The sequence below is a fragment of the Mesorhizobium sp. WSM4904 genome, assembly GCF_029674545.1.
Classification (GTDB): Bacteria; Pseudomonadota; Alphaproteobacteria; order Rhizobiales; family Rhizobiaceae; genus Mesorhizobium.
On the sequence record NZ_CP121354.1, the window covers coordinates 5,339,446 to 5,357,077 of the forward strand.

Here is a 17,632-nt window from a genome sequence, read left to right on the forward strand (position 1 = left end):
CCCCCTCGAGGGGAGATGTCGCCGAAGACGACAGAGGGGGTCGCAGCGCGTGGAGCGCCGACCTGATTTGGCGTTTGCGGAAGGCGCTGGCGCTCTATGTGAGACAACCCCTCTGGCCTGCCGGCCATCTCCCCCTCAAGGGGGGAGATTTGCTGGTGCTTTGTCGACCAGCCTGACGCAGATCGGATCGCCTTTTTCCATGCGCGCGCATTGCCATTCCGGGCCGAAGCCGAAATTCTGCTGTCCGGTTTGCGGAAAGAACAGCAGGACGAAGACGATCGCGGCAAGAACCACGGCCATCAGCAGGATGCCGGCGACATCGCCGCGTCTGAGGTATGGCCAGTTCATCGCCTCCGGCTCCGCTGCCGCGACGCCCGGACCTGCATGCGAAGCGCGCCCGCAGCCGTCTAAAGCGCAGCGCGATCCTTCAGATCGCTCCATGCGCTTTAGATTTTGATCTTACGCATGTCTTCGTCCCGAAATCGGTTCCCACTTTCGGGAGACACGCTTGAATTATCCCGCAAACAGCCTGCCTTGACCAGAAGCCGCCTCCCCTTGGCAAGGTGCGAAGCGGCCTGTATAGAGCCCGCCACTCCAATTTCCATTCCCAGAACAAGGACGAGCCAATGGCGATCGAACGCACCTTCTCCATGATCAAGCCGGATGCGACCAAGCGCAATCTGACGGGCGCCATCACCAAGATGCTGGAAGACGCGGGTCTGCGCGTCATCGCTTCGCGCCGCGTGTGGATGAGCCGCCGCGAGGCCGAAGGCTTCTACGCCGTCCACAAGGATCGCCCGTTCTTCGGCGAGCTGGTCGAGTTCATGTCGTCGGGCCCGACCGTCGTGCAGGTGCTGGAAGGCGAAAACGCCATTGCCAAGAACCGCGAAGTTATGGGCGCCACCAACCCGGCCAACGCCGCCGAGGGCACTATCCGCAAGGTGCATGCGCTGTCGATCGGCGAGAATTCGGTGCACGGCTCGGACGCGCCGGAAACCGCCGCGCAGGAGATCCGCTACTGGTTCTCCGACACCGAAATCGTCGGCTGAACGGCAAGCTTCGGCTTTGCAATGAAGGGCGGCCTCGGGCCGCCTTTTTCGTGCGGCAGGGTGGGCGACCGAACCGCGCGCCCTAGATCAAGCTGATCGGCGACAGATGACACGGGCGTCGCCGGCTGTGAGCGACCATCGCGCTTCCGCCCACGAGTAGGGAGGGAAGCATGATTAAACCCCATGTTTCCAAAAGCGGCGTTGCATATCCGGACGATCTCGTCCTGTTGAAGCGTATCTATGACCAGGTCTGCGAAGAGCGGGGCATTACCCGCGGCAGCCCCGAAGCCTCCGAGTTGGCGATCGAAGCCATGAAGCTCTTTTCCGCGGGCATTTTCGACGAAGACGCGATCGGTCGCCGCCTTCGCCATGGCTGATCGAGCGGTCGGTCGGGTTCAATCCCCGTCGCCGTAGCGGATAACCTCGACCTTCTCCCTGGTGATCAGGCAGCTGTTGGTCAGCGCCTTGATCTGAGGGATCAGCGCATCGATCTTCTCCGGCGCATCGACGATCTCGACGACGATGGGCAGGTCCTGCGACAGGCGCAGGATCTTGGCGGTGTGGAGCACGCTCGAGCGGCCGAAGCCGAGCGGCCCCCTGAGCACGGTCGCGCCGGCCATGCCTGTCTCGCGTGCCTTGATGACGATCGCCTCGTGCAGCGGCTTGCCGTCGGCCGCTTTGTCGTCCTCGCCGAAGAAGATCCTGAGCAGCACGCATTGGCTGGGAAGTTCCATGTTCTCCTCCCTGATCACCTGGTGATCGGCAAGCGGTTGAACCTGGCCGCCATGAGATAGCCGAGCCAGGCCGAAGCGAGCGACAGCACCACGACACTGACAAGATAGGTCGTGGCGAGGCTAAGGTCGCCCTCGAAAAGCAGGATGAAGGTGTCGAGGCTCATCGCCGAAAAGGTGGTGAGGCCGCCGCAGAAGCCGCCGGTGACGAACTGGCGGCTGGCCGGGCCGACCATCAGGCGCCCGTCCGGCCGGGTCAGCGTGGCGAAGAACATGATGACCCACGAGCCGACGACATTGACGAAAGCCGTTGCAAGAAGCGCGCTCAAGCCCAGCAGCGAGACGATGACGTAGCCGGACAGGAAGCGCACCAGGGAGCCCATGGCTGCGCCGCAGCCGACCGCCAGATAAAGCCGCAGGGCCGTCCGTCCGTCGTTTCCGGACATGGCGCTTTACCCTGCCATCCGCGCGACGGCCCAAAAGCCGAGCGCTACGGCAAGCACGCAGAGCGCCGCCGAGGCGACGGTGTTGAAGACGGCGAGCCGCCGCTCGCCGTCGAGCGCCAGGTTCAGCGTCTGCAGGCAGAAGGACGAAACCGTGGTGTAGCCGCCGAACAGGCCGACCACGATCAGGTCGCGCACCAGCTCGGCGGAAAAGACGCCGCCGACTGCGCGGGCCGCGCCGGCGAAGGCGCCGATGGCGAGCGCGCCGGAGACGTTGACCGCCAGCGTGCCCCAGGGAAAGGTCTCGCCGACGCTGCGGCCGACGAGGCCCGACAGGAAGAAGCGGCAAATACCGCCGAAGAACCCGCCGATCAGGACCAGGGCGCAGGCCGCAAGGGTCATCGCTTCATGCCTTTCCAAATGCGATTCCACTCAGTGAACCACGTTAACAAAGAAGGCACGATGCGAGCGGGAAAAACAAATCCTACCGTGCAAAGCAGGGCTGCCGACGAAGCTGCCAATCTTCCCCCTCATGGGGGAGATGGCCGGCAAGACAGAGCGGGGCGCTGCTCCGCCGGCATCAGAAGGTGCGTTACTTCGCCTGGCGCTCTTTCACATTCGCATGATCGTTCGCCGCGTCGGTGTCGGTGGCCGGCGTCTTGGTCTCCTCGCCGGTGAACGGACTGCCCTGTCCTGGCGCGAGGTCGCCGCTGTGGCCGGCCTTATTGGTCTGGAAGGGCTGGCTGTCGGGACTGAGACCGTGCTGCTCGGCATTGAATAGATGGTCGTCCGCCCTGGCGAAACCGGCAAGCGCTATCAACGATACGCCTGCTGCTGCAAGGATGAGCGCGTGCTTTTTCATATCTGGTCTCCTTTGAGTGGCCAGATCGAACCGCGCCTTCGGTCTGGCAGTGTCAGTGAAGGGACATGTCCCTTTTGCCTGCCCGCCATCTCGGAAGTGAACGCTTTGGGTACCTGAATTATTCCCAAAAAGCGCGTCGCGCTGAAGCGAATTCAAGCGACGCGCTTCAAGTCTTGGTTTTGATGCATGTCATTCTCCCACCACCGCTTCGCACTTTTGGGCGACATGCATCAACAATCGCCGCCGTAGGAATTCCGGCATCCCGCTGCGTCCGTCCCGCGGGCGTCAGGACGCCGCCATCTTCAGCACGATCGTCTGCGGCTTGCCGTCCAGCGGATCGACCTGGTGCCGAGTGTCGGTGACGAACAGCAGCCGGTCGTCGACGGTGATGCGGGCCTGCAGCGCATAGGTCCTGCCGGGCAGAACCGTCTTCGGATCGAAGGCGATCTCGAATCTGATCGGCACCTGGCCGGCCGGCACGATCTTGCGCTGGCCGATGATCGTCGCCGGCGCGTCGGCCAGCGAGACGTCGGCGAGCTCAACCGAAAGCACAGCATCGGGCGGCAGCGCGATGCGCTCGCGATAGGTAACTTCGCCTGTCAGCGTCTTTTCGGCGGCGCCCGAGAGTTCCGGCACGGCAAGCACGCCGACCACCAGCGGCACCAGGCCGAAGATGAAGAACTCCGCGATCCTGTCCAGCATGAGATTGCTCCGCCAAGCAAATCAAACCGATTTGCAGGGTCGGCAAGGATTGCGGTCGTTCAATGGCCGGGGCCGGATTTATTTGTCTGATTTCTTCCAGCGGCCGGCGGCCTCGTCGTCGGCTTCCTTGGCCTCGACCCAGCCGCCTTCGGAGCCGTCGGCGCGGTGCTCCTTCTTCCAGAAAGGTGCGCGCGACTTCAAATAATCCATCAAGAAATTCGCCGCCTCGAAGGCCGCTTGCCGGTGCGCGGAGGCCGCAACCACCAGCACGATGTTCTCGCCGGGCGCGATCTTTCCGTGGCGGTGGATGACGGTGAGCCCCTGCAGCGGCCAGCGCAGAACCGCCTCGGCGGCGATGCGGCCGATCTCGGCCTCGGCCATGCCTGGATAGTGCTCGAGCTCGAGCGCCGCGAGCGCGCCCTCTTCGTCGCGGCAGAGACCCGAGAACGTGACCACGGCGCCGATGTCGGCGCGGCCCTTCGTCAGGGCGGCGATCTCGGCGGCGACGTCGAAATCCTCGCGCTGGACGCGAATGGCCGGCACGATCGTGCTCGCCACCTCAGCCTCCGGTCATCGGCGGGAAAAGCGCGATCTCGCGCGCGCCCGCGATCTTCTCGCGGTGGCCGACATGTTCCTGGTTGATGGCGACGCGGATGACGTCCGGATATTGCAGGGCGTTTTCATATTCCTCGCCGCGCGACTTCAGCCAGCGCAACAGGTCGGCGACCGTCTCGATGCCGGCCGGCAGCTCGACATCTTCTTCCGGCTTGCCGATCCGCTCGCGTACCCAGGCGAAATAGATGAGTTTCGTCGACATTTCACTCGTCCATGATGTGCTTCAGGCCGGCGCGGAAATAGTCGTAGCCAGTATAGAGCGTGACGAGCGCTGCGATCCACAGCAGCACCAGGCCGATCTGGGTGGTCAGCGGAAAGATCTTGTCGCCGGCCGGGCCGACGAGAAGGAAGGCGATGGCGACCATCTGGATGGTTGTCTTCCATTTGGCGAGCTGCGTCACCGGCACCGAGACCTTCAAGGCGGCCAGGTATTCACGCAGGCCCGAGACCAGTATCTCGCGGCACAGGATGATGATCGCCGCCCAGAGCGACCAGCCGGCGATGCCGCCATGCCGGTCGGTGTCGGCGGCCAAAAGCAGCAGGCAGGTGGCGACCAGAAGCTTGTCGGCGATCGGGTCGAGCATCTTGCCTATGTTGGAGGTCTGCTGCCAGGCGCGCGCGAAGTAGCCGTCGAAATAGTCGGTGATGGAGGCGAGCAGGAAGATGACCAGCGCCGACCAGCGGGCGAAGTCGGAGGACTTCAGATGGCCCTCGAGGAAAAAGCACAGCACCACCAGCGGCACCGCGATGATGCGGGCGTAGGTGAGGATGTTCGGCAGGTTGAACGCGCGCTGGGCCATATCTGATCGGGAACTCTTCTCCGCCTGCCTACTCAAATCAGAAGCCGATGTGGGGGGTCAACAGGCGAGATTCGATTGGTCAGCCCAAAATAGGCGCAAGAATGGTCAGCTGTCATGAAAATGGTTGTAGACCAGCTTCGCCACATGCTCGGAAATGCCGTCGACCTTGACCAGGTCCTCGACCGCGGCGCGGCTGACCGCCTTGGCGGTGCCGAAATGATGGAGCAGCGCCCGCTTGCGGCCGGGACCGATGCCGGCGATCTCGTCGAGCGGGCTCTTGACCATCTCCTTCTTGCGGCGGGCGCGGTGCGAGCCGATGGCGAAGCGGTGCACCTCGTCGCGCAGGCGCTGGACGAAATAGAGCACCGGGTCGCGCACCGGCAGCATGAAGGAGTCCCTGCCCTTGACGAAGAAGCGCTCGCGGCCGGCGTCGCGGTCGGGCCCCTTGGCGATGCCGATGGCGACGACGCGGTCCTCGATGCCGAGATCGGACAAGATCTTGCGCACCGCCGTCATCTGGCCCTGGCCGCCGTCGATCAGGATGACGTCCGGCCAGGCCGGGAAGCCGCCGTCGGCTTCGACAAGGTCCTCGGCCGTATCGTCCTCGGCCTCGGCGCCCGCCGCGCCTGAAGATTTGGTGTCGCCGTGTTCCCTGAGCAGCCGCGAGAAACGCCGCTCCATCACCTCGCGCATCATGCCGAAATCGTCGCCCGGCGTGATCTCGGTCGAGCGGATGTTGAATTTCCGGTACTGGTTCTTCACAAAACCTTCCGGCCCCGCGACGACCATGGCGCCGACCGCGTTGGTGCCCATGATGTGCGAGTTGTCGTAGACCTCGATGCGCGCGGGCGGCTTTTGCAGGCCGAAGGTCTCGGCGAAACCCGTGAGCAGCCGCGCCTGGGTCGAGGTTTCCGCCAGCCGCCGCCCGAGCGCCTCGCGGGCGTTCTGCAGCGCGTGGTCGGTCAGATCCTTCTTCTCGCCGCGCTGCGGCACCGAGATCGCTATCCTGCGTCCGGCGCGGGTGGAGAGCGCTTCGGCGAGCAGCTGCTGCTCCTGCACCGCCCGGGAGAGAAGCAGCGTGCGCGCCGGCAGCTTGTCGTCATAGAACTGCGCCAGGAACGAGCCCAGCACCTCGGCGGGCTCCAGCGCCGGATCGGCCTTGGGGAAGTAAGCGCGGTTGCCCCAGTTCTGGCCGGTGCGGAAGAAGAACACCTGGATGCAGGTCTGGCCGCCTTCCTGGTGGATGGCGAAGACGTCCGCTTCCTCGACCGTCTGCGGGTTGATGCCCTGATGCGCCTGCACATGCGAGAGCGCCGCTAGGCGGTCGCGATAGATGGCGGCGCGCTCGAAATCGAGTTCTGCCGAGGCCTGCTGCATGGCGGCCGAAATCTCGGTCTTCACCTTCTGGCTGCGGCCGGAGAGAAAATCCTTCGCCTCGGCGACCAGTTCGGCATAACCCTGATGCGAGATTTCGCCGGTGCAGGGGCCGGCACAGCGCTTGATCTGGTAGAGCAGACAGGGCCGCGTGCGGTTCTCGTAAAAGGAGTCCGTGCAGCTCCGCAGCAGGAAGGCGCGCTGCAGCGAATTGATGGTGCGCCCGACCGCGCCGGCCGACGCGAAGGGGCCGAAATAGTCGCCCTTGCGCGAGCGCGCGCCGCGATGCTTGTAAATGCCGGGCGAGACATGATCGCCGGTGAGCAGGATGTAGGGAAACGACTTGTCGTCCCGCATCAAGACGTTGAAGCGGGGCCTGAGCCGCTTGATGAGGTTCGCCTCGAGCAGCAGCGCCTCGATCTCGGTGCGGGTGACGACGAACTCCATCGTCGCCGTCTCGCGCACCATGCGGCCGATGCGCGCCGTGTGGAAGCGCCCCTGCGCGTAGTTGGTGACGCGCTTCTTCAGGCTGCGCGCCTTGCCGACATAGAGCACGTCGCCGGCGGCGTTCATCATGCGGTAGACGCCGGGCTGATTGGGCAGCCGCTTGACGAAGGTCTGGATCACCTCGGCGCCGACCATGCCGTCGGCGTCGCCGGCATGCGGCGTCCAGTCTATCGCGGTGAAGGCGACGTCGGGAGCGGCCAGAACCGCTTCGGGCTCGACGATCTCCTCCGCCGCCTCGTCCTCGATGTCGATTTCGGGGTCGACATCGGGCGGCAGATCGGCGGCGCCGTTTCGTCTATGCTTGTGGTCTGCGGGACTCATTCCACCATGCCTGTCACATCGGGCGTCTGCCATGCAAGATGCTGGCCGCCGTCGAGCGCGATCATCTGGCCGGTCACCGAGCGCGCCTCCCAGAGATAGCGGATGGTGGCGCCGAATTCCGGCAATTGCGGGCCCCGCTTCAGGATCAGGCCTTCGACCTGCCTGCCGAAATCCTCGTCGTCCTGGCGCTTGTTCTTCAGCGTCGGGCCGGGGCCGATGGCGTTGACGCGAATGCGCGGCCCGAGCGCCTGCGCCAGCATCTGCGTTTGTGTCCACAGCGCCGATTTCGACAGCGCATAGGAGAAATAGCGCGGCGTCGGCCGCCAGACACGCTGATCGACGACATTGACGATCAGCCCCTCTGCGCCTTCCGGCAAGGCGCGAGCAAAATTCTGCGCCAGCAGCGCCGGCGCCTTCACATGGATGGCGAAGTGGCGGTCCCAAGCCTGCCAGTCGAAATCCTCGATCCGGTCGTCGACGAACAAGGAGGCGTTGTTGACGAGCAGCGTTACCGGGCCAAGGGCGGCTTCGGAGCGGCCGACGACATCGCCGACCGCGTCCATGTCGGTGAGATCGGCGACAACCACGGTGGCGCGGCCGCCCTTGTCCCTGATGCGGCTTGCCAGGGCCTCGGCCTCGGCTCCGGAACGGTTGGCGTGGATGGCGACGGCAAAGCCATGCGCGGCCAGATCCTCGACAATCGCCTTGCCGATCCTTCTCGCTCCCCCCGTCACCAGCGCCACGCCAGCGGCTTCATTCATGTTGTCAATCCTCAATCGGCTTCACGATTCCGGGAAGCCGGCACAATATGACGGGCCAAGAGTTAAATGCCATTTCCACCTGGGGCAGGAATGTGGCGAAGCGGCCCGTACGCACGCTTGCCGGCCCGGATTCGGGGCTTCTCATAGCGCAATATATGTCGCCGGACCCCTTGAACCAAGCGGTGTGCAGCGCAACATGATTAGCCTGCTGACATTCGCTGTTGCGAAGTTGCAACGTCACCTTTCAGCCTCATTCGCGCCAGGGAATGACCCAAGTTCAGGTTCGCTTCAGCCGTATTTCAGCACGACATTTGGAACCGTTGAGCGCCAGGCCCGTTTATCCCCCCGGACGGGCCGGGGCATTCATGAACATAAAAGCCTAGTGTCTTGTGGCTTAAGGAGTAAAACAACAATGCAAGCCAATCTCAAGTTTGCGCGGCCGCTGGCGGTTGCGCTCGGGCTCTTCGCCCTCGGCGGTACCGCTTATGCCGCGGACGTGGTCCAGGAAGAGCCGCCGGCCCCCGCCCCGGTCGCCGAACTTCCCGTCGCCTCCTGGGCCGGCCCCTACGCCGGTATCAGCCTCGGCTACGGCTTCAGCGGTCATGCCGATGCCCGGGATCAGGGCGTCAACGTGAAGACCAAGGGCTTCATCGGCGGCGTCTTCGGCGGCTATCAGTGGCAGCAGGAGAACTTCGTCTACGGCGCTGAAGCCGATCTCGGCTACAACGGCGTCAAGGGCGACAGCGCCGGCATCCATGCCAAGGGCGGCCTCGAAGGCTCGCTGCGCGCCCGCCTCGGCTACGCGGTGACCCCGGAAATCCTGCTCTATGGCACCGGCGGTCTCGCCGCCAAGAACCAGAAGATCACGGATGACCTCCTCGGCACCAACGACAGCAAGGCGATGGTCGGCTGGACGGCCGGCGTCGGCTCCGACATCAAGATCACCGACAACGTGTTCGGCCGCGTCGAGTATCGCTACACCGATTACGGCGACAAGGACTTTGGTCCAACCGGCAACGTCAAGTCGAAGGACAACCGCGTCACCTTCGGCGTCGGTATGAAGTTCTAAGTCGTCCAAGCCACGACACGGAAAAGCCGGGCCTCGCGCCCGGCTTTTTTTGTGTTCGACGCCGGAGGATCAGGCGCCTGACTGATCCGCCGGCTGTTGCTGAAAGCCATCATGGACCGGAATCGACGGCAGCCGGTCGAGCCATTTCGCGCGCGAGGGCATGAAGACCTGCGCGTCCGGCAGGTAGTCCTGCGGATTCGCCATGGTGGCGGCGTGAACGTGGATCTCGTGAGGCCATCTGTCGGAACGGAAACAGAGCCTCGTGCCGCAGGATGGGCAGAATCCGCGAAACGTATTCGGGCTGCTTTCATAGTGCCTGATGTCGCCCGTCCATCTCAGTTGCTCCGGCCTCATGCCCAGGAAGGCGGTGAAGGGAGCGGATGTCGCCCGCTGACAGTCGGCGCAGTGACAGACCAGGTTTCGCGTGGTGTCCCCGGAATAGGTCCAGGTGACCGCCCCGCACATGCAACGTCCATCGAGCGCCATTGCTTCCTCCCCTGGCCCCTGCGTTTCTCAAGGCAGCTCGACAAATACTGGCACATCACAGTCCAGAAGGTGGCGGGCCAGCGGCTTATGCGCGCTTCTTTGCGACCTTGGCGGATTTGATCTTCGGCGGCAAAGTCTCAACGAAGGCCAGCGCGAGATCGAGCCAGCGGCCGAGCTCGGCTTCGCTCGCCGTGCCCTCCGGCGCGACATGGACATAGCCTTCCATCGAGCGCCCGCCCATTTCCATCGGGCTCGCATGGGGGCGGGCGGCGGCCTCGCCATGCGCCTCCTTGCCGACACGCACCAGCAGGCCGCGCTTGGACGTGCCGATCAGCATGTTGCCGTTGATCATGAAACAGGTGCCGCCGAACATTTTCTGTTCGGTGAAGGCGCGCCGGCCGAGGGCTGCTCGCAGGCGCTCGACCATGGGGTCGGGTGCCATACTGGTGACTGACTTTGCCATGCTCAGCCCTCCGCGATTTGCCCTCCCTTCTCCCCTTGTGGGAGAAGGTGGCCGAGCGAAGCTCGGTCGGATGAGGGGTGTTGGACGGATCGCTCCCTTGACGAGGTAGCAATCAAAATCTCTCCACTTTTAACACGCCTCGTTTCTTCCAGCACCCCTCATCCGTCTCGGCGCTATCGCGCCGATCCACCTTCTCCCACAAGGGGAGAAGGAGAGGCGCTTTCACCCCGGCACGCAGCCCTTGAGCTCCGGAAACTTCTCATCGAAGCGCGCGGCCCAGCGGACCAGCCGGCCGCGACCCTTTTCCCACTGGCCGCCGAAACGCAACGCGAGATAGCCAAGGGTGGCGCGCAGCGCCATCTGGCCGGCGGTTATCTTCTTCGGCAGTTTCGGCGGGTTGGCGTTGAGGAGGTCGAGCGCGGTGGTGATCTTCGCCCATTGGCGGTCGAGCCAGGGCTGATAGACCATGGTGTCAGGGCGCGTGCGCCGCTCATAGACCATCGACAGCGCGCAGTCGCAGATGCCGTCGGCCAGCGCCTCCAGTACCTCGGCCTCGAGCCGCTTGTCGGGATTGCGCGGGAACAGCGCGTTCTTCGACAGCCGGTTGAGATGCTGGGTGATGGCGCGGCTGTCATGCACCGTGCGGCCGTCCTCCAGCACCAGCACCGGGATCTTGCCCAACGGATTGGCCGATATCAGCTGCGCCGGCTTGTCCTCCGTCTTGACCGGCACGAGGTCGACGGCGATGCCTGCATATTGAGCGGCCATACGGACCTTCGAGCTGTAGGGTGACGCGGAGGCGTAGAGCAGCTTCGGCATTATCGGGGTTCCCAATTGTTTGCGCGCACTGTTGACCGAATGGGCTCCCGAGGGCAACGGCCAGCAGTAGTAAACAAGGCGGCCAATGTGCAGGGGAAACAAAGGCGACTGGCGAGGCCAGAAAGGAAAAAGCTCCCGGAAATTTGCCAAATGGCAAAGTTCCGGGAGCTTTAGCAGGAGCGTCCGCTCCAACCTCGCCCGCTGTCACGCTAAACTGGCGAGAGGGGTACCTCGACGGCACCCGTCCTCACCTGTCGGTCCGCGAGCGAAGCTACGCGATTACTTCTTGGCAGGCGCCTTCTTTGCCGGCGCCTTCTTCACCGCTGCCGTCGACTTGGCGGCGGCGGCCTTCATCGGCGCCTTGGCGGCGGGTTTCGCCGCTGCCTTCGCGGCAGGCTTGGCGGCCGGCTTCTTGGCCGGAGCCTTGGCTGCTGCCTTGGCGGCGGGCTTAGCCGCGGCCTTCGCGGCCGGCTTCGCCGCGGCCTTCGCGGCCGGCTTTGCCGCGGCCTTCGCGGCGGGCTTTGCCGCTGCCTTGGCCGGAGCCTTGGCGGCTGCCTTCGGTGCTGCTGCCTTCTTCACTGCTGCAGGTTTCGCGGCAGCCTTCGGTGCCGCTTTCTTTGCCGGCGCTTTCGCCGCCGGCGCCTTGGTTGTCGTCTTTGCCATGCGATGCCCCTTGCGTTTTGCCAAAGGTCGTGAGTGACCCGGCGTGCTCATGCATATCTGACTCGCGACTGTCTAGCCAGCGAAGCAACACAATGATTTTCAGATATTGAATTTTGGTTACACAAGCTGTGCTGCCAAGCGCATCGACGCAAAAATCGTCAGCGAATCTTTGTTTGTCGAAGTGAAGTTCCACTGCCGAGAATTCGCCATGCTCTCTATCGCCGGTTCATCCAGACATATTCTCGTTGTGCAGAATGTCAAATGTGAGCGATCTGCTCATAATGGAAAGAGCGTGCCTAACCCCGCGCTTTATCTTGTCCAGAAGACATATCTACAGACTGGGGCACAGCAAAACGGAGCGAGAACGGCGGCATAGCTTGTCCACGGGAAAGTGAGTTTTCTGCTCACATCTTGGAGCCTGCCTCAGGCGTCGGCGGCCCGGACTGCGCCCGCAGGCGACGCGACGGTTCCGCCCGGTGCAGATGGACGGCATAAGTGTCCCAGGGCGGGGTGACCGCGATGTCGGCAAGCATGCGGCCGACCTCGCCGCGATGATAGCCGCCGTGCAGGACGACGTGGGTCAACATCTCCTGGCGGGTCATACGGCCCCTGTCACCGTCGGTGAAAGTGAAGGCGACCGGCTCCGCAAGCCATTGCTCCGAAACGGTTTCGGCATAGTCGAGATACCAGCGGTCGCTTTCCGCCATGGCGGCGCGCAGCTCGGCCGGCTCCGGCGTCTCCTCGGTGTTGTCGCTCGCATAGCGATGCGCGATACCCGTCAGGTGCGCGGCAAAAATCCGCGACACGACATGGATGTGGTTCATCAGCCTCAGCGCGGCGTGACATTCCTTAGCGTTGCGAGACGGATCCATCCCGACAAGCTTCCCCAGCAGTTCGTCATTCGCCCAGGCCTGATAGACAAGCAGGCTCTTCAGCAAGGTCCTGGCACTCATCTGTTCGGGCCCCATTTGCGTCGGAGTTAAATGTGAGTATCCTGTTTATATTCTCGGGAGACCCGGCCAGGATGTCCACTCGCATTGCAAAGCCAGCCGCACGCATGCGCAAGGAGCCACGCCAGGCGCGCTCGGTCGCCACCGTCGAGGCAATTATCGAAGCAGGTGCTCGCGTTCTGTGCGAGACCGGCTGGGCGGGCTTCAGCACCAACAAGGTGGCCGAGGCCGCCGGTGTGAGCATCGGCTCGCTCTATCAATATTTCCCCGACAAGCTCGCCCTGGTCGACGCCATCCGACGCCGCCACTTCGATCATGTGCTGTCGGTCATCCGCGAAGCCGCGGCCGAGGAGAAGCCGCTCAGGCAGTTCGCGCGCGAGCTGGTGCGCGGCATGATCGCCGCGCACAGCATCCACCCGACGCTGCATCAGGTGCTGCTCGACGAAGCGCCGGGCGACCGCGGCTCGCGCGCCGCGCATGCCTCGTTCCAGACCCGCTATCTCGAGCACTATGCGGCGGCCGTGGCGCAATACCGCCGGCGCCGCAAGGATACCGAGACCATGGCGCGGGTGCTCTCCTCGGCGATCGAGGGCGTGATCCACAATGCGGCGCGCCGCAACATGCTCGACGCGCCGGAACTGCAGAAGCAGCTCGGCGAGATGATCTGCGCCTATCTTTCGGGTCAGGGCGCAAGGGCCTGACGATGGCAAGGGCCGGCGGTCGGCGCAATCAACCCTGCCACGTCGGTTCGCCGAACCAACGTGACGCAGCCCCGGAAGCTTCCTCATCGTCTGGAGTGTCCTCGCTGACCCAGGCAACGAAACCGTCGGGGCGCACCAGCACAGCGCTCAAACCCAGACGATCGCCGGCCTCGCCAGCAACATAGGCGATCCGTCCGCGCCATCGGCTTGCAAGCGCCCGAAGCGGCGCGCGAGAGTCGAAGTCCAGTAACAGACCTTTACCGGTACTGAGGAGGTCGCCGACCTTCGTCCCATCAGCCAGTTCGAAATCAGGAACGCTTCGGCCGACGAGCAGGTGGCTGCCGCCAAGATCATAGCGCAGCGCGACGCCCCACACGCGCTCGGCGAAATAGGTCGCGCCATCGCGGGTGTCGATGAGATCGCGGATGATGGCTTCGAGCGCACGCGTGCTGCGGGTCGGCCGCATCAGCGCGACTTGGGCGCGGGACCAGTCGAGAACCTGCACGCCCACCGGATGTCGCTCACTCGCATAGGTGTCGAGCAGGCCGGCCGAAGCGTCGCCGCGGATGGTGGCGGCAAGCTTCCATCCAAGATTCATCGCGTCGCCGAGCCCGAGGTTGAGCCCCTGGCCGCCCAATGGCGAATGGATGTGCGCTGCATCGCCCGCGAGCAGGACCCGTCCGTTGCGATACGTCGTCGCCTGATAGGCACGATCCGTCCAGGTGGTGCCAAGCCGAAGTTCGGTCACGGTGACGTCAGTGCCGGAAACGCGGCGCAGCACCGCCTGCACGTGCTCCAGCGTGAGCGGCAGGGCTCGGTGGGACGCGCCGCCATCGAACTCGACCATCGCGATCGTCCCCGGCCGCGTATAGGTATACATGCCCGTCGGGGTGTAATGGCGGCCGTGGCGGAGCTTGTCCGGATCGGCCATCTCGACTTCGACGGAATAGCCGGTGAACTCCGGATCGGTACCGGTGAACTCGAAGCCGCCGGCCTTGCGCACCGTGCTGCGGCCGCCGTCGCAACCGACAAGCCAGCGGCCGCGGAAGGTCTCGGCACCGGCGCGAATGGCCACCTCGTTATCGGTTTGATCGAACGCCTCGACACCGAGGCCGCGCCTGATCTCGACACCCATCGCGTTTGCGCGAGCGGCCAACACGGCTTCAAGAGACTCCATCTCGACCGCCATGTTGGTGCCCGCCCGACTTGGCAGCCGATACTGCCACTTCAAGGTGTCGATGTCGTCATGGTAGAACTGGATGCCAGCGAAATGGCCGGCTGGCCGACGCGTCTGTTGCATCCAGTGCGCGGCGGCGGCAACACCGCCGGCGCCATCTTTCGCAAGCCGCGGCGCGGCAACATCGTTCAGCAGCCCTCGGCGGTAGAAGGCTTCGATGGTAGGCGCCGAAAGGCCGCGCATCCCGAATGGAAGCCGCTTCAGCGGCGAGCGTGGATCCTGTGCCTGCTCCAGCACCAGCACCGAGAGATCGGCTAGGCGTAGCTCACAGGCAAGAAACAGGCCGACAGGGCCGGCGCCGGCAATGACAACATCATAGAGGGAGGGGTGGTTGTGCATGAACTGCTCCTTTGTCGATGTTCGACCGGAGCGTTCCTCACTTTTGAGAACCACACGGACGAACATTTGGACGCCAGGGCGTCCGATGTTCGTCGTGGGGATCTCCTGCACGAGGCCAAAGACCAGAGCTTTCGTTACCGAAAGGACTTGGGCTTACCAGACCAAGTCTGCCTTTTCCGACATGGGCCATATAACGTTGCCCCGCTTGCTTCGCAACGCACACGGGTGCAACTGCGGCAATAAGGCTGTTTGTCCCAGTCTGGAAGCTTGGCCGACCTTTATCTGAGCACGCGGCAGCGACCGTTATAGACCATCCAGCGGTCGAAGCCCGAGACGCAGAACTCGACATTGTCGCCGATCGAGGCAAAGCCCTGCCCCTCCTCGATCAGGTACCAGATGGTGCGGTCGCGGCCGTCCGACAGGCTGACGGTGGCGCCGCAATAGTGGCGGCCGATCGGCCATTCGTCGCTGGCCGGCAAATAGCGGTGCTGGTGGATGCGATGGAAGTCGGCGATCGCGACATTGGGCAGATGCGGTACGTGCTTTACCTGATAGGCGAAGCGGTCGGTGATCTTGTTCAGCACCCAGGCCTCACCGCAGACGCTGCCGTCATCCTCGGTGTAGACGGAAAGATCGGCGGCATGCGCGGCCTGGGTGAAGCCAAGCGACGTGCCTAGCGGCGTCAAAAGCGAAATCAGCGCGGCAAGGGCGGAATGAGCGAAGCGAGTCATGACAGCCTCTCAAGGTCGATTGCGCGCACTCTGCGGATTCGCTCGGCGGCGGTCAAGCGGTTGCGAAGACAATGGTTTCCGGAAAGCAACGGTCGCAGGGCGCGCTCGCTAACCCGCGCCGGCCAGCAGCAGCCCGCCGATGACTGCGACGTTGATAAGAAAGGCGTTGCGCAGCGCCTGCCGCTCCGGCTCCTCGGAGACCCAGAAGCGCAGCAGCATGAAGTTCGCCGCCAGCGTGAACAGGATGAGAGCGGCGGCGGCGAAAGGCACGGCAAGGCCGAACGCCAGCATCAGGCCGGCGATAATCTCGAGCGCGGAGCCGGCGGCGAGCATGAGAGCGGGAGCCGGGAATTTCCGGCTCGCCAGATAAGTGCACATCGCCTCGAATTTCACAAAATGCTCGATGCCGGCGACGACGAACACGCCACCGATAAGAAGCGCGCCTATCGCCTGGATGGTTGCAATGGGCATATCGGCCTCCTGTGGGCTTTCCCGCGGCTTAGAGTCCGTTTCGAAATTCGCTCCGGTGAGCCATATGGCGGTGGTTCGAGAACCGGCCTACGGCCGGAGCGCAGCGGACATTCAGGTCCGTGAGCACCGGAAGCGCAGATGGCCACCGGAGTAGAATTTCCAAACGGTCTCTCAGCCCTTCGGTATGAAAGCGGGGTTGTAAACGACCTCCCAAAGATGATCGTCGGGGTCCTGGAAATAGCCGGCGTAGCCGCCCCAGAAGGTCTTCTGCGCCGGCTTGACCACGCGCGCGCCGGCCTTGACGGCCTCGGCCATCACCGCATCGACTTCGGCCTCGTTCGCCACATTGTGGCCGACGGTGAGCTCGGTCGGGCTGCGGCCGCTCTGCGGCACCGTGGCGTCGTGGGCGATGCTCGAGCGCTCGAAGATGGCGAACTTCAAGCCGCCGGCGAGCTCGAAGAAGGCGACGGCGCCATGCTCGAATTCGCGGCCGATGATGCCTTCGGTCGGCAGGCCCAAGCCGTCGCGGTAGAATTTGAGCGATGCTTCCAGATCATCGACGCCAAGCGTGATGACGGTGATGCGAGCTTTCATTTCTCTCACTCCTTTCTATATTCGTGACCACGTCCGAGTACGAATGCGGCCTCATGGAAGCGCCTGAAGCGCCGTGACCTTGCATTCGTTTTGCCACGGATGAGGCGGCCGGCATTGAAGATTTCGGCCAAAATGGCAGACGTCGATCAGCCGGGGAATGCCGGAGCGGATCGGAGAAGACATGGAAGCGGTACTGGCCCAGTCCACCGGCTTCTTTCAGCAAAGGCCCGCTGCCGCGGGCCTGGCCAGCGCCTTCTGCGCGGTCTGGGTCCATCGCATGGCGGAGCAGGACGTTCCGCCGATCGTCATCACGCCGGACGCGACCATCGACCTGCAATGGATCGACGGCCGCTTTCGTATCGCCGGGCCGGACAAGGAGCCGCAGATCGAGAGACCGCCGGCCGGCTCGGTGATCGTCGGCTTCCGCTTCCGGCCAGGAGCCGCCGCCGGCTGGCTCGGCGTGCCGGCCGGCGAGATCGTCGGCGGCCGGCTCGACCTCGGTGAGCTCTGGGGCACGCGCTCCAGGCAACTGTCCGACCGCATCAAGGCCACGCCCGACCTCGCCGGCATGGTGCGGCAGCTGGAGAATATCGTCGGCGCGCATACCGAGGGGCACGATGCGCTCGATCCGTTGATGGGCAGAGCCTTCGAGGTCATCGATGAAGGCCTGCCGCCCGAGACGCCGCTGGTTCCCTTCCTGCAGCGCCACTTGCATATGAGCGAGCGGACGCTGCGCCGACGCTTCGAGGATGCTTTCGGCTATGGGCCGAAAACGCTCGATCGCATCCTGCGCTTCCATCGTTTCCGGCGCTTGCGCGAGAAGGCCGGCGACGCCTCGACAGCGGTGCTGGCGATCGAGGCCGGCTATGCCGACCAGGCGCACCTGATCCGCGAGAGCCGGCGGCTGACCGGCATCACGCCGGGGGCGCTGGCATAGCTCAATC

The 17,632-nt window shown here is 64.2% G+C and carries 25 protein-coding genes; 5 read left to right on the forward strand and 20 right to left on the reverse strand.

Going from position 1 to position 17,632, the window contains the following annotated elements:
* Positions 1 to 135: 135 nt before the first annotated feature.
* Entirely contained in the window at positions 136 to 348 is a 213-nt protein-coding gene (locus QAZ47_RS25925) for a hypothetical protein (protein WP_278203569.1), read from the reverse strand.
* A gap of 278 nt (positions 349 to 626) precedes the next feature.
* Between QAZ47_RS25925 and ndk the strand changes: the two genes are divergently transcribed.
* Positions 627 to 1,049 carry a nucleoside-diphosphate kinase gene (gene ndk, locus QAZ47_RS25930; RefSeq protein ID WP_278203570.1) on the forward strand — a complete coding sequence of 141 codons (423 nt, stop codon included), beginning with the start codon at positions 627 to 629 and terminating at the stop codon, positions 1,047 to 1,049.
* A gap of 227 nt (positions 1,050 to 1,276) precedes the next feature.
* Complete coding sequence (locus tag QAZ47_RS25935) at positions 1,277 to 1,426, forward strand: hypothetical protein (protein WP_278203571.1); 150 nt, start codon at positions 1,277 to 1,279, stop codon at positions 1,424 to 1,426.
* Positions 1,427 to 1,444: 18 nt separating this feature from the next.
* Here the strand turns inward: QAZ47_RS25935 and QAZ47_RS25940 are convergent, their stop codons facing one another.
* The 10 genes from QAZ47_RS25940 to QAZ47_RS25985 form a co-directional block, all read right to left on the reverse strand.
* Complete coding sequence (locus tag QAZ47_RS25940) at positions 1,445 to 1,783, reverse strand: DUF190 domain-containing protein (RefSeq protein WP_278203572.1); 339 nt, start codon at positions 1,781 to 1,783, stop codon at positions 1,445 to 1,447.
* Positions 1,784 to 1,797: 14 nt separating this feature from the next.
* The gene (crcB, locus tag QAZ47_RS25945; protein ID WP_278203573.1) at positions 1,798 to 2,226 is read right to left on the reverse strand and encodes a fluoride efflux transporter CrcB; all 429 of its coding nucleotides are present in this window, start codon (positions 2,224 to 2,226) and stop codon (positions 1,798 to 1,800) included.
* 6 nt (positions 2,227 to 2,232) lie between these two features.
* Complete coding sequence (gene crcB, locus QAZ47_RS25950) at positions 2,233 to 2,625, reverse strand: fluoride efflux transporter CrcB (protein WP_278203574.1); 393 nt, start codon at positions 2,623 to 2,625, stop codon at positions 2,233 to 2,235.
* Positions 2,626 to 2,815: 190 nt separating this feature from the next.
* Positions 2,816 to 3,085 carry a hypothetical protein gene (locus QAZ47_RS25955; protein ID WP_278203575.1) on the reverse strand — a complete coding sequence of 90 codons (270 nt, stop codon included), beginning with the start codon at positions 3,083 to 3,085 and terminating at the stop codon, positions 2,816 to 2,818.
* A 285-nt stretch (positions 3,086 to 3,370) separates the two neighbouring features.
* Positions 3,371 to 3,787, reverse strand: a complete 417-nt coding sequence (locus tag QAZ47_RS25960; RefSeq protein ID WP_278203577.1) for a YbaY family lipoprotein — start codon at positions 3,785 to 3,787, stop codon at positions 3,371 to 3,373.
* 78 nt (positions 3,788 to 3,865) lie between these two features.
* Complete coding sequence (locus tag QAZ47_RS25965; RefSeq protein ID WP_278203579.1) at positions 3,866 to 4,345, reverse strand: molybdenum cofactor biosynthesis protein MoaE; 480 nt, start codon at positions 4,343 to 4,345, stop codon at positions 3,866 to 3,868.
* Between the two features lies 1 nt (position 4,346).
* Positions 4,347 to 4,604: a molybdopterin converting factor subunit 1 gene (gene moaD / locus QAZ47_RS25970; RefSeq protein ID WP_127861528.1), complete on the reverse strand. Its 258-nt coding sequence runs from the start codon at positions 4,602 to 4,604 to the stop codon at positions 4,347 to 4,349.
* A gap of 1 nt (position 4,605) precedes the next feature.
* On the reverse strand, positions 4,606 to 5,202 hold the full coding sequence (gene pgsA, locus QAZ47_RS25975; protein WP_128257719.1) for a CDP-diacylglycerol--glycerol-3-phosphate 3-phosphatidyltransferase: 597 nt from the start codon (positions 5,200 to 5,202) through the stop codon (positions 4,606 to 4,608).
* Between the two features lie 105 nt (positions 5,203 to 5,307).
* Complete coding sequence (gene uvrC / locus QAZ47_RS25980) at positions 5,308 to 7,404, reverse strand: excinuclease ABC subunit UvrC (RefSeq protein WP_278203581.1); 2,097 nt, start codon at positions 7,402 to 7,404, stop codon at positions 5,308 to 5,310.
* Positions 7,401 to 8,165 (reverse strand): SDR family oxidoreductase, encoded by a 765-nt coding sequence (locus QAZ47_RS25985; protein WP_278231245.1) that lies wholly within the window; start codon positions 8,163 to 8,165, stop codon positions 7,401 to 7,403. Before QAZ47_RS25985 ends, uvrC begins: the two co-directional genes overlap by 4 nt.
* Positions 8,166 to 8,577: 412 nt before the next feature.
* Between QAZ47_RS25985 and QAZ47_RS25990 the strand changes: the two genes are divergently transcribed.
* Entirely contained in the window at positions 8,578 to 9,234 is a 657-nt protein-coding gene (locus tag QAZ47_RS25990; RefSeq protein ID WP_278203583.1) for an outer membrane protein, read from the forward strand.
* A gap of 69 nt (positions 9,235 to 9,303) precedes the next feature.
* On the opposite strand, the gene QAZ47_RS25995 is transcribed toward QAZ47_RS25990, so the two are convergent.
* The 5 genes from QAZ47_RS25995 to QAZ47_RS26015 all read right to left on the reverse strand — a co-directional run bounded on the left by QAZ47_RS25995 (position 9,304) and on the right by QAZ47_RS26015 (position 12,618).
* Entirely contained in the window at positions 9,304 to 9,720 is a 417-nt protein-coding gene (locus QAZ47_RS25995; protein ID WP_278203584.1) for a GFA family protein, read from the reverse strand.
* 85 nt (positions 9,721 to 9,805) lie between these two features.
* Positions 9,806 to 10,183, reverse strand: coding sequence for a TfoX/Sxy family protein (locus tag QAZ47_RS26000; RefSeq protein ID WP_278203585.1), 378 nt, complete (start codon positions 10,181 to 10,183; stop codon positions 9,806 to 9,808).
* Between the two features lie 222 nt (positions 10,184 to 10,405).
* A complete protein-coding gene (locus QAZ47_RS26005; RefSeq protein WP_278203587.1) occupies positions 10,406 to 11,002 on the reverse strand; it encodes a glutathione S-transferase family protein in 597 nt (198 codons plus the stop codon).
* 279 nt (positions 11,003 to 11,281) lie between these two features.
* Positions 11,282 to 11,665: a hypothetical protein gene (locus tag QAZ47_RS26010; protein WP_278203588.1), complete on the reverse strand. Its 384-nt coding sequence runs from the start codon at positions 11,663 to 11,665 to the stop codon at positions 11,282 to 11,284.
* Between the two features lie 404 nt (positions 11,666 to 12,069).
* The gene (locus QAZ47_RS26015) at positions 12,070 to 12,618 is read right to left on the reverse strand and encodes a DinB family protein (RefSeq protein ID WP_278203590.1); all 549 of its coding nucleotides are present in this window, start codon (positions 12,616 to 12,618) and stop codon (positions 12,070 to 12,072) included.
* Between the two features lie 104 nt (positions 12,619 to 12,722).
* On the opposite strand from QAZ47_RS26015, the gene QAZ47_RS26020 reads away from it, so the two are divergent.
* Complete coding sequence (locus QAZ47_RS26020; protein WP_278233876.1) at positions 12,723 to 13,316, forward strand: TetR/AcrR family transcriptional regulator; 594 nt, start codon at positions 12,723 to 12,725, stop codon at positions 13,314 to 13,316.
* 28 nt (positions 13,317 to 13,344) lie between these two features.
* Here QAZ47_RS26020 and QAZ47_RS26025 read toward each other — a convergent pair whose 3' ends face one another.
* The 4 genes from QAZ47_RS26025 to QAZ47_RS26040 all read right to left on the reverse strand — a co-directional run bounded on the left by QAZ47_RS26025 (position 13,345) and on the right by QAZ47_RS26040 (position 16,688).
* Positions 13,345 to 14,892 carry an FAD-dependent monooxygenase gene (locus QAZ47_RS26025; protein ID WP_278231246.1) on the reverse strand — a complete coding sequence of 516 codons (1,548 nt, stop codon included), beginning with the start codon at positions 14,890 to 14,892 and terminating at the stop codon, positions 13,345 to 13,347.
* Positions 14,893 to 15,170: 278 nt separating this feature from the next.
* Positions 15,171 to 15,623 carry a hypothetical protein gene (locus QAZ47_RS26030; protein ID WP_278231247.1) on the reverse strand — a complete coding sequence of 151 codons (453 nt, stop codon included), beginning with the start codon at positions 15,621 to 15,623 and terminating at the stop codon, positions 15,171 to 15,173.
* Positions 15,624 to 15,731: 108 nt separating this feature from the next.
* Entirely contained in the window at positions 15,732 to 16,094 is a 363-nt protein-coding gene (locus tag QAZ47_RS26035; RefSeq protein WP_278231248.1) for a DoxX family protein, read from the reverse strand.
* A 171-nt stretch (positions 16,095 to 16,265) separates the two neighbouring features.
* Positions 16,266 to 16,688 (reverse strand): VOC family protein, encoded by a 423-nt coding sequence (locus tag QAZ47_RS26040; protein ID WP_278231249.1) that lies wholly within the window; start codon positions 16,686 to 16,688, stop codon positions 16,266 to 16,268.
* A gap of 181 nt (positions 16,689 to 16,869) precedes the next feature.
* Between QAZ47_RS26040 and QAZ47_RS26045 the strand changes: the two genes are divergently transcribed.
* Positions 16,870 to 17,625, forward strand: coding sequence for an AraC family transcriptional regulator (locus QAZ47_RS26045; protein WP_278231250.1), 756 nt, complete (start codon positions 16,870 to 16,872; stop codon positions 17,623 to 17,625).
* Positions 17,626 to 17,632 lie beyond the last annotated feature (7 nt).

Excerpts from the sequence above, each read along its gene's own strand:
- QAZ47_RS25925 (WP_278203569.1), bottom strand. The coding sequence starts at position 348 with ATGAACTGGCCATACCTCAGACGCGGCGATGTCGCCGGCATCCTGCTG.
- ndk (WP_278203570.1), top strand. The coding sequence starts at position 627 with ATGGCGATCGAACGCACCTTCTCCATGATCAAGCCGGATGCGACCAAG.
- QAZ47_RS25940 (WP_278203572.1), bottom strand. The coding sequence starts at position 1,783 with ATGGAACTTCCCAGCCAATGCGTGCTGCTCAGGATCTTCTTCGGCGAG.
- crcB (WP_278203573.1), bottom strand. The coding sequence starts at position 2,226 with ATGTCCGGAAACGACGGACGGACGGCCCTGCGGCTTTATCTGGCGGTC.
- crcB (WP_278203574.1), bottom strand. The coding sequence starts at position 2,625 with ATGACCCTTGCGGCCTGCGCCCTGGTCCTGATCGGCGGGTTCTTCGGC.
- QAZ47_RS25955 (WP_278203575.1), bottom strand. The coding sequence starts at position 3,085 with ATGAAAAAGCACGCGCTCATCCTTGCAGCAGCAGGCGTATCGTTGATA.
- QAZ47_RS25960 (WP_278203577.1), bottom strand. The coding sequence starts at position 3,787 with ATGCTGGACAGGATCGCGGAGTTCTTCATCTTCGGCCTGGTGCCGCTG.
- moaD (WP_127861528.1), bottom strand. The coding sequence starts at position 4,604 with ATGTCGACGAAACTCATCTATTTCGCCTGGGTACGCGAGCGGATCGGC.
- pgsA (WP_128257719.1), bottom strand. The coding sequence starts at position 5,202 with ATGGCCCAGCGCGCGTTCAACCTGCCGAACATCCTCACCTACGCCCGC.
- uvrC (WP_278203581.1), bottom strand. The coding sequence starts at position 7,404 with ATGAGTCCCGCAGACCACAAGCATAGACGAAACGGCGCCGCCGATCTG.
- QAZ47_RS25985 (WP_278231245.1), bottom strand. The coding sequence starts at position 8,165 with ATGAATGAAGCCGCTGGCGTGGCGCTGGTGACGGGGGGAGCGAGAAGG.
- QAZ47_RS25990 (WP_278203583.1), top strand. The coding sequence starts at position 8,578 with ATGCAAGCCAATCTCAAGTTTGCGCGGCCGCTGGCGGTTGCGCTCGGG.
- QAZ47_RS25995 (WP_278203584.1), bottom strand. The coding sequence starts at position 9,720 with ATGGCGCTCGATGGACGTTGCATGTGCGGGGCGGTCACCTGGACCTAT.
- QAZ47_RS26000 (WP_278203585.1), bottom strand. The coding sequence starts at position 10,183 with ATGGCAAAGTCAGTCACCAGTATGGCACCCGACCCCATGGTCGAGCGC.
- QAZ47_RS26005 (WP_278203587.1), bottom strand. The coding sequence starts at position 11,002 with ATGCCGAAGCTGCTCTACGCCTCCGCGTCACCCTACAGCTCGAAGGTC.
- QAZ47_RS26010 (WP_278203588.1), bottom strand. The coding sequence starts at position 11,665 with ATGGCAAAGACGACAACCAAGGCGCCGGCGGCGAAAGCGCCGGCAAAG.
- QAZ47_RS26015 (WP_278203590.1), bottom strand. The coding sequence starts at position 12,618 with ATGAGTGCCAGGACCTTGCTGAAGAGCCTGCTTGTCTATCAGGCCTGG.
- QAZ47_RS26020 (WP_278233876.1), top strand. The coding sequence starts at position 12,723 with ATGCGCAAGGAGCCACGCCAGGCGCGCTCGGTCGCCACCGTCGAGGCA.
- QAZ47_RS26025 (WP_278231246.1), bottom strand. The coding sequence starts at position 14,892 with ATGCACAACCACCCCTCCCTCTATGATGTTGTCATTGCCGGCGCCGGC.
- QAZ47_RS26030 (WP_278231247.1), bottom strand. The coding sequence starts at position 15,623 with ATGACTCGCTTCGCTCATTCCGCCCTTGCCGCGCTGATTTCGCTTTTG.
- QAZ47_RS26035 (WP_278231248.1), bottom strand. The coding sequence starts at position 16,094 with ATGCCCATTGCAACCATCCAGGCGATAGGCGCGCTTCTTATCGGTGGC.
- QAZ47_RS26040 (WP_278231249.1), bottom strand. The coding sequence starts at position 16,688 with ATGAAAGCTCGCATCACCGTCATCACGCTTGGCGTCGATGATCTGGAA.
- QAZ47_RS26045 (WP_278231250.1), top strand. The coding sequence starts at position 16,870 with ATGGAAGCGGTACTGGCCCAGTCCACCGGCTTCTTTCAGCAAAGGCCC.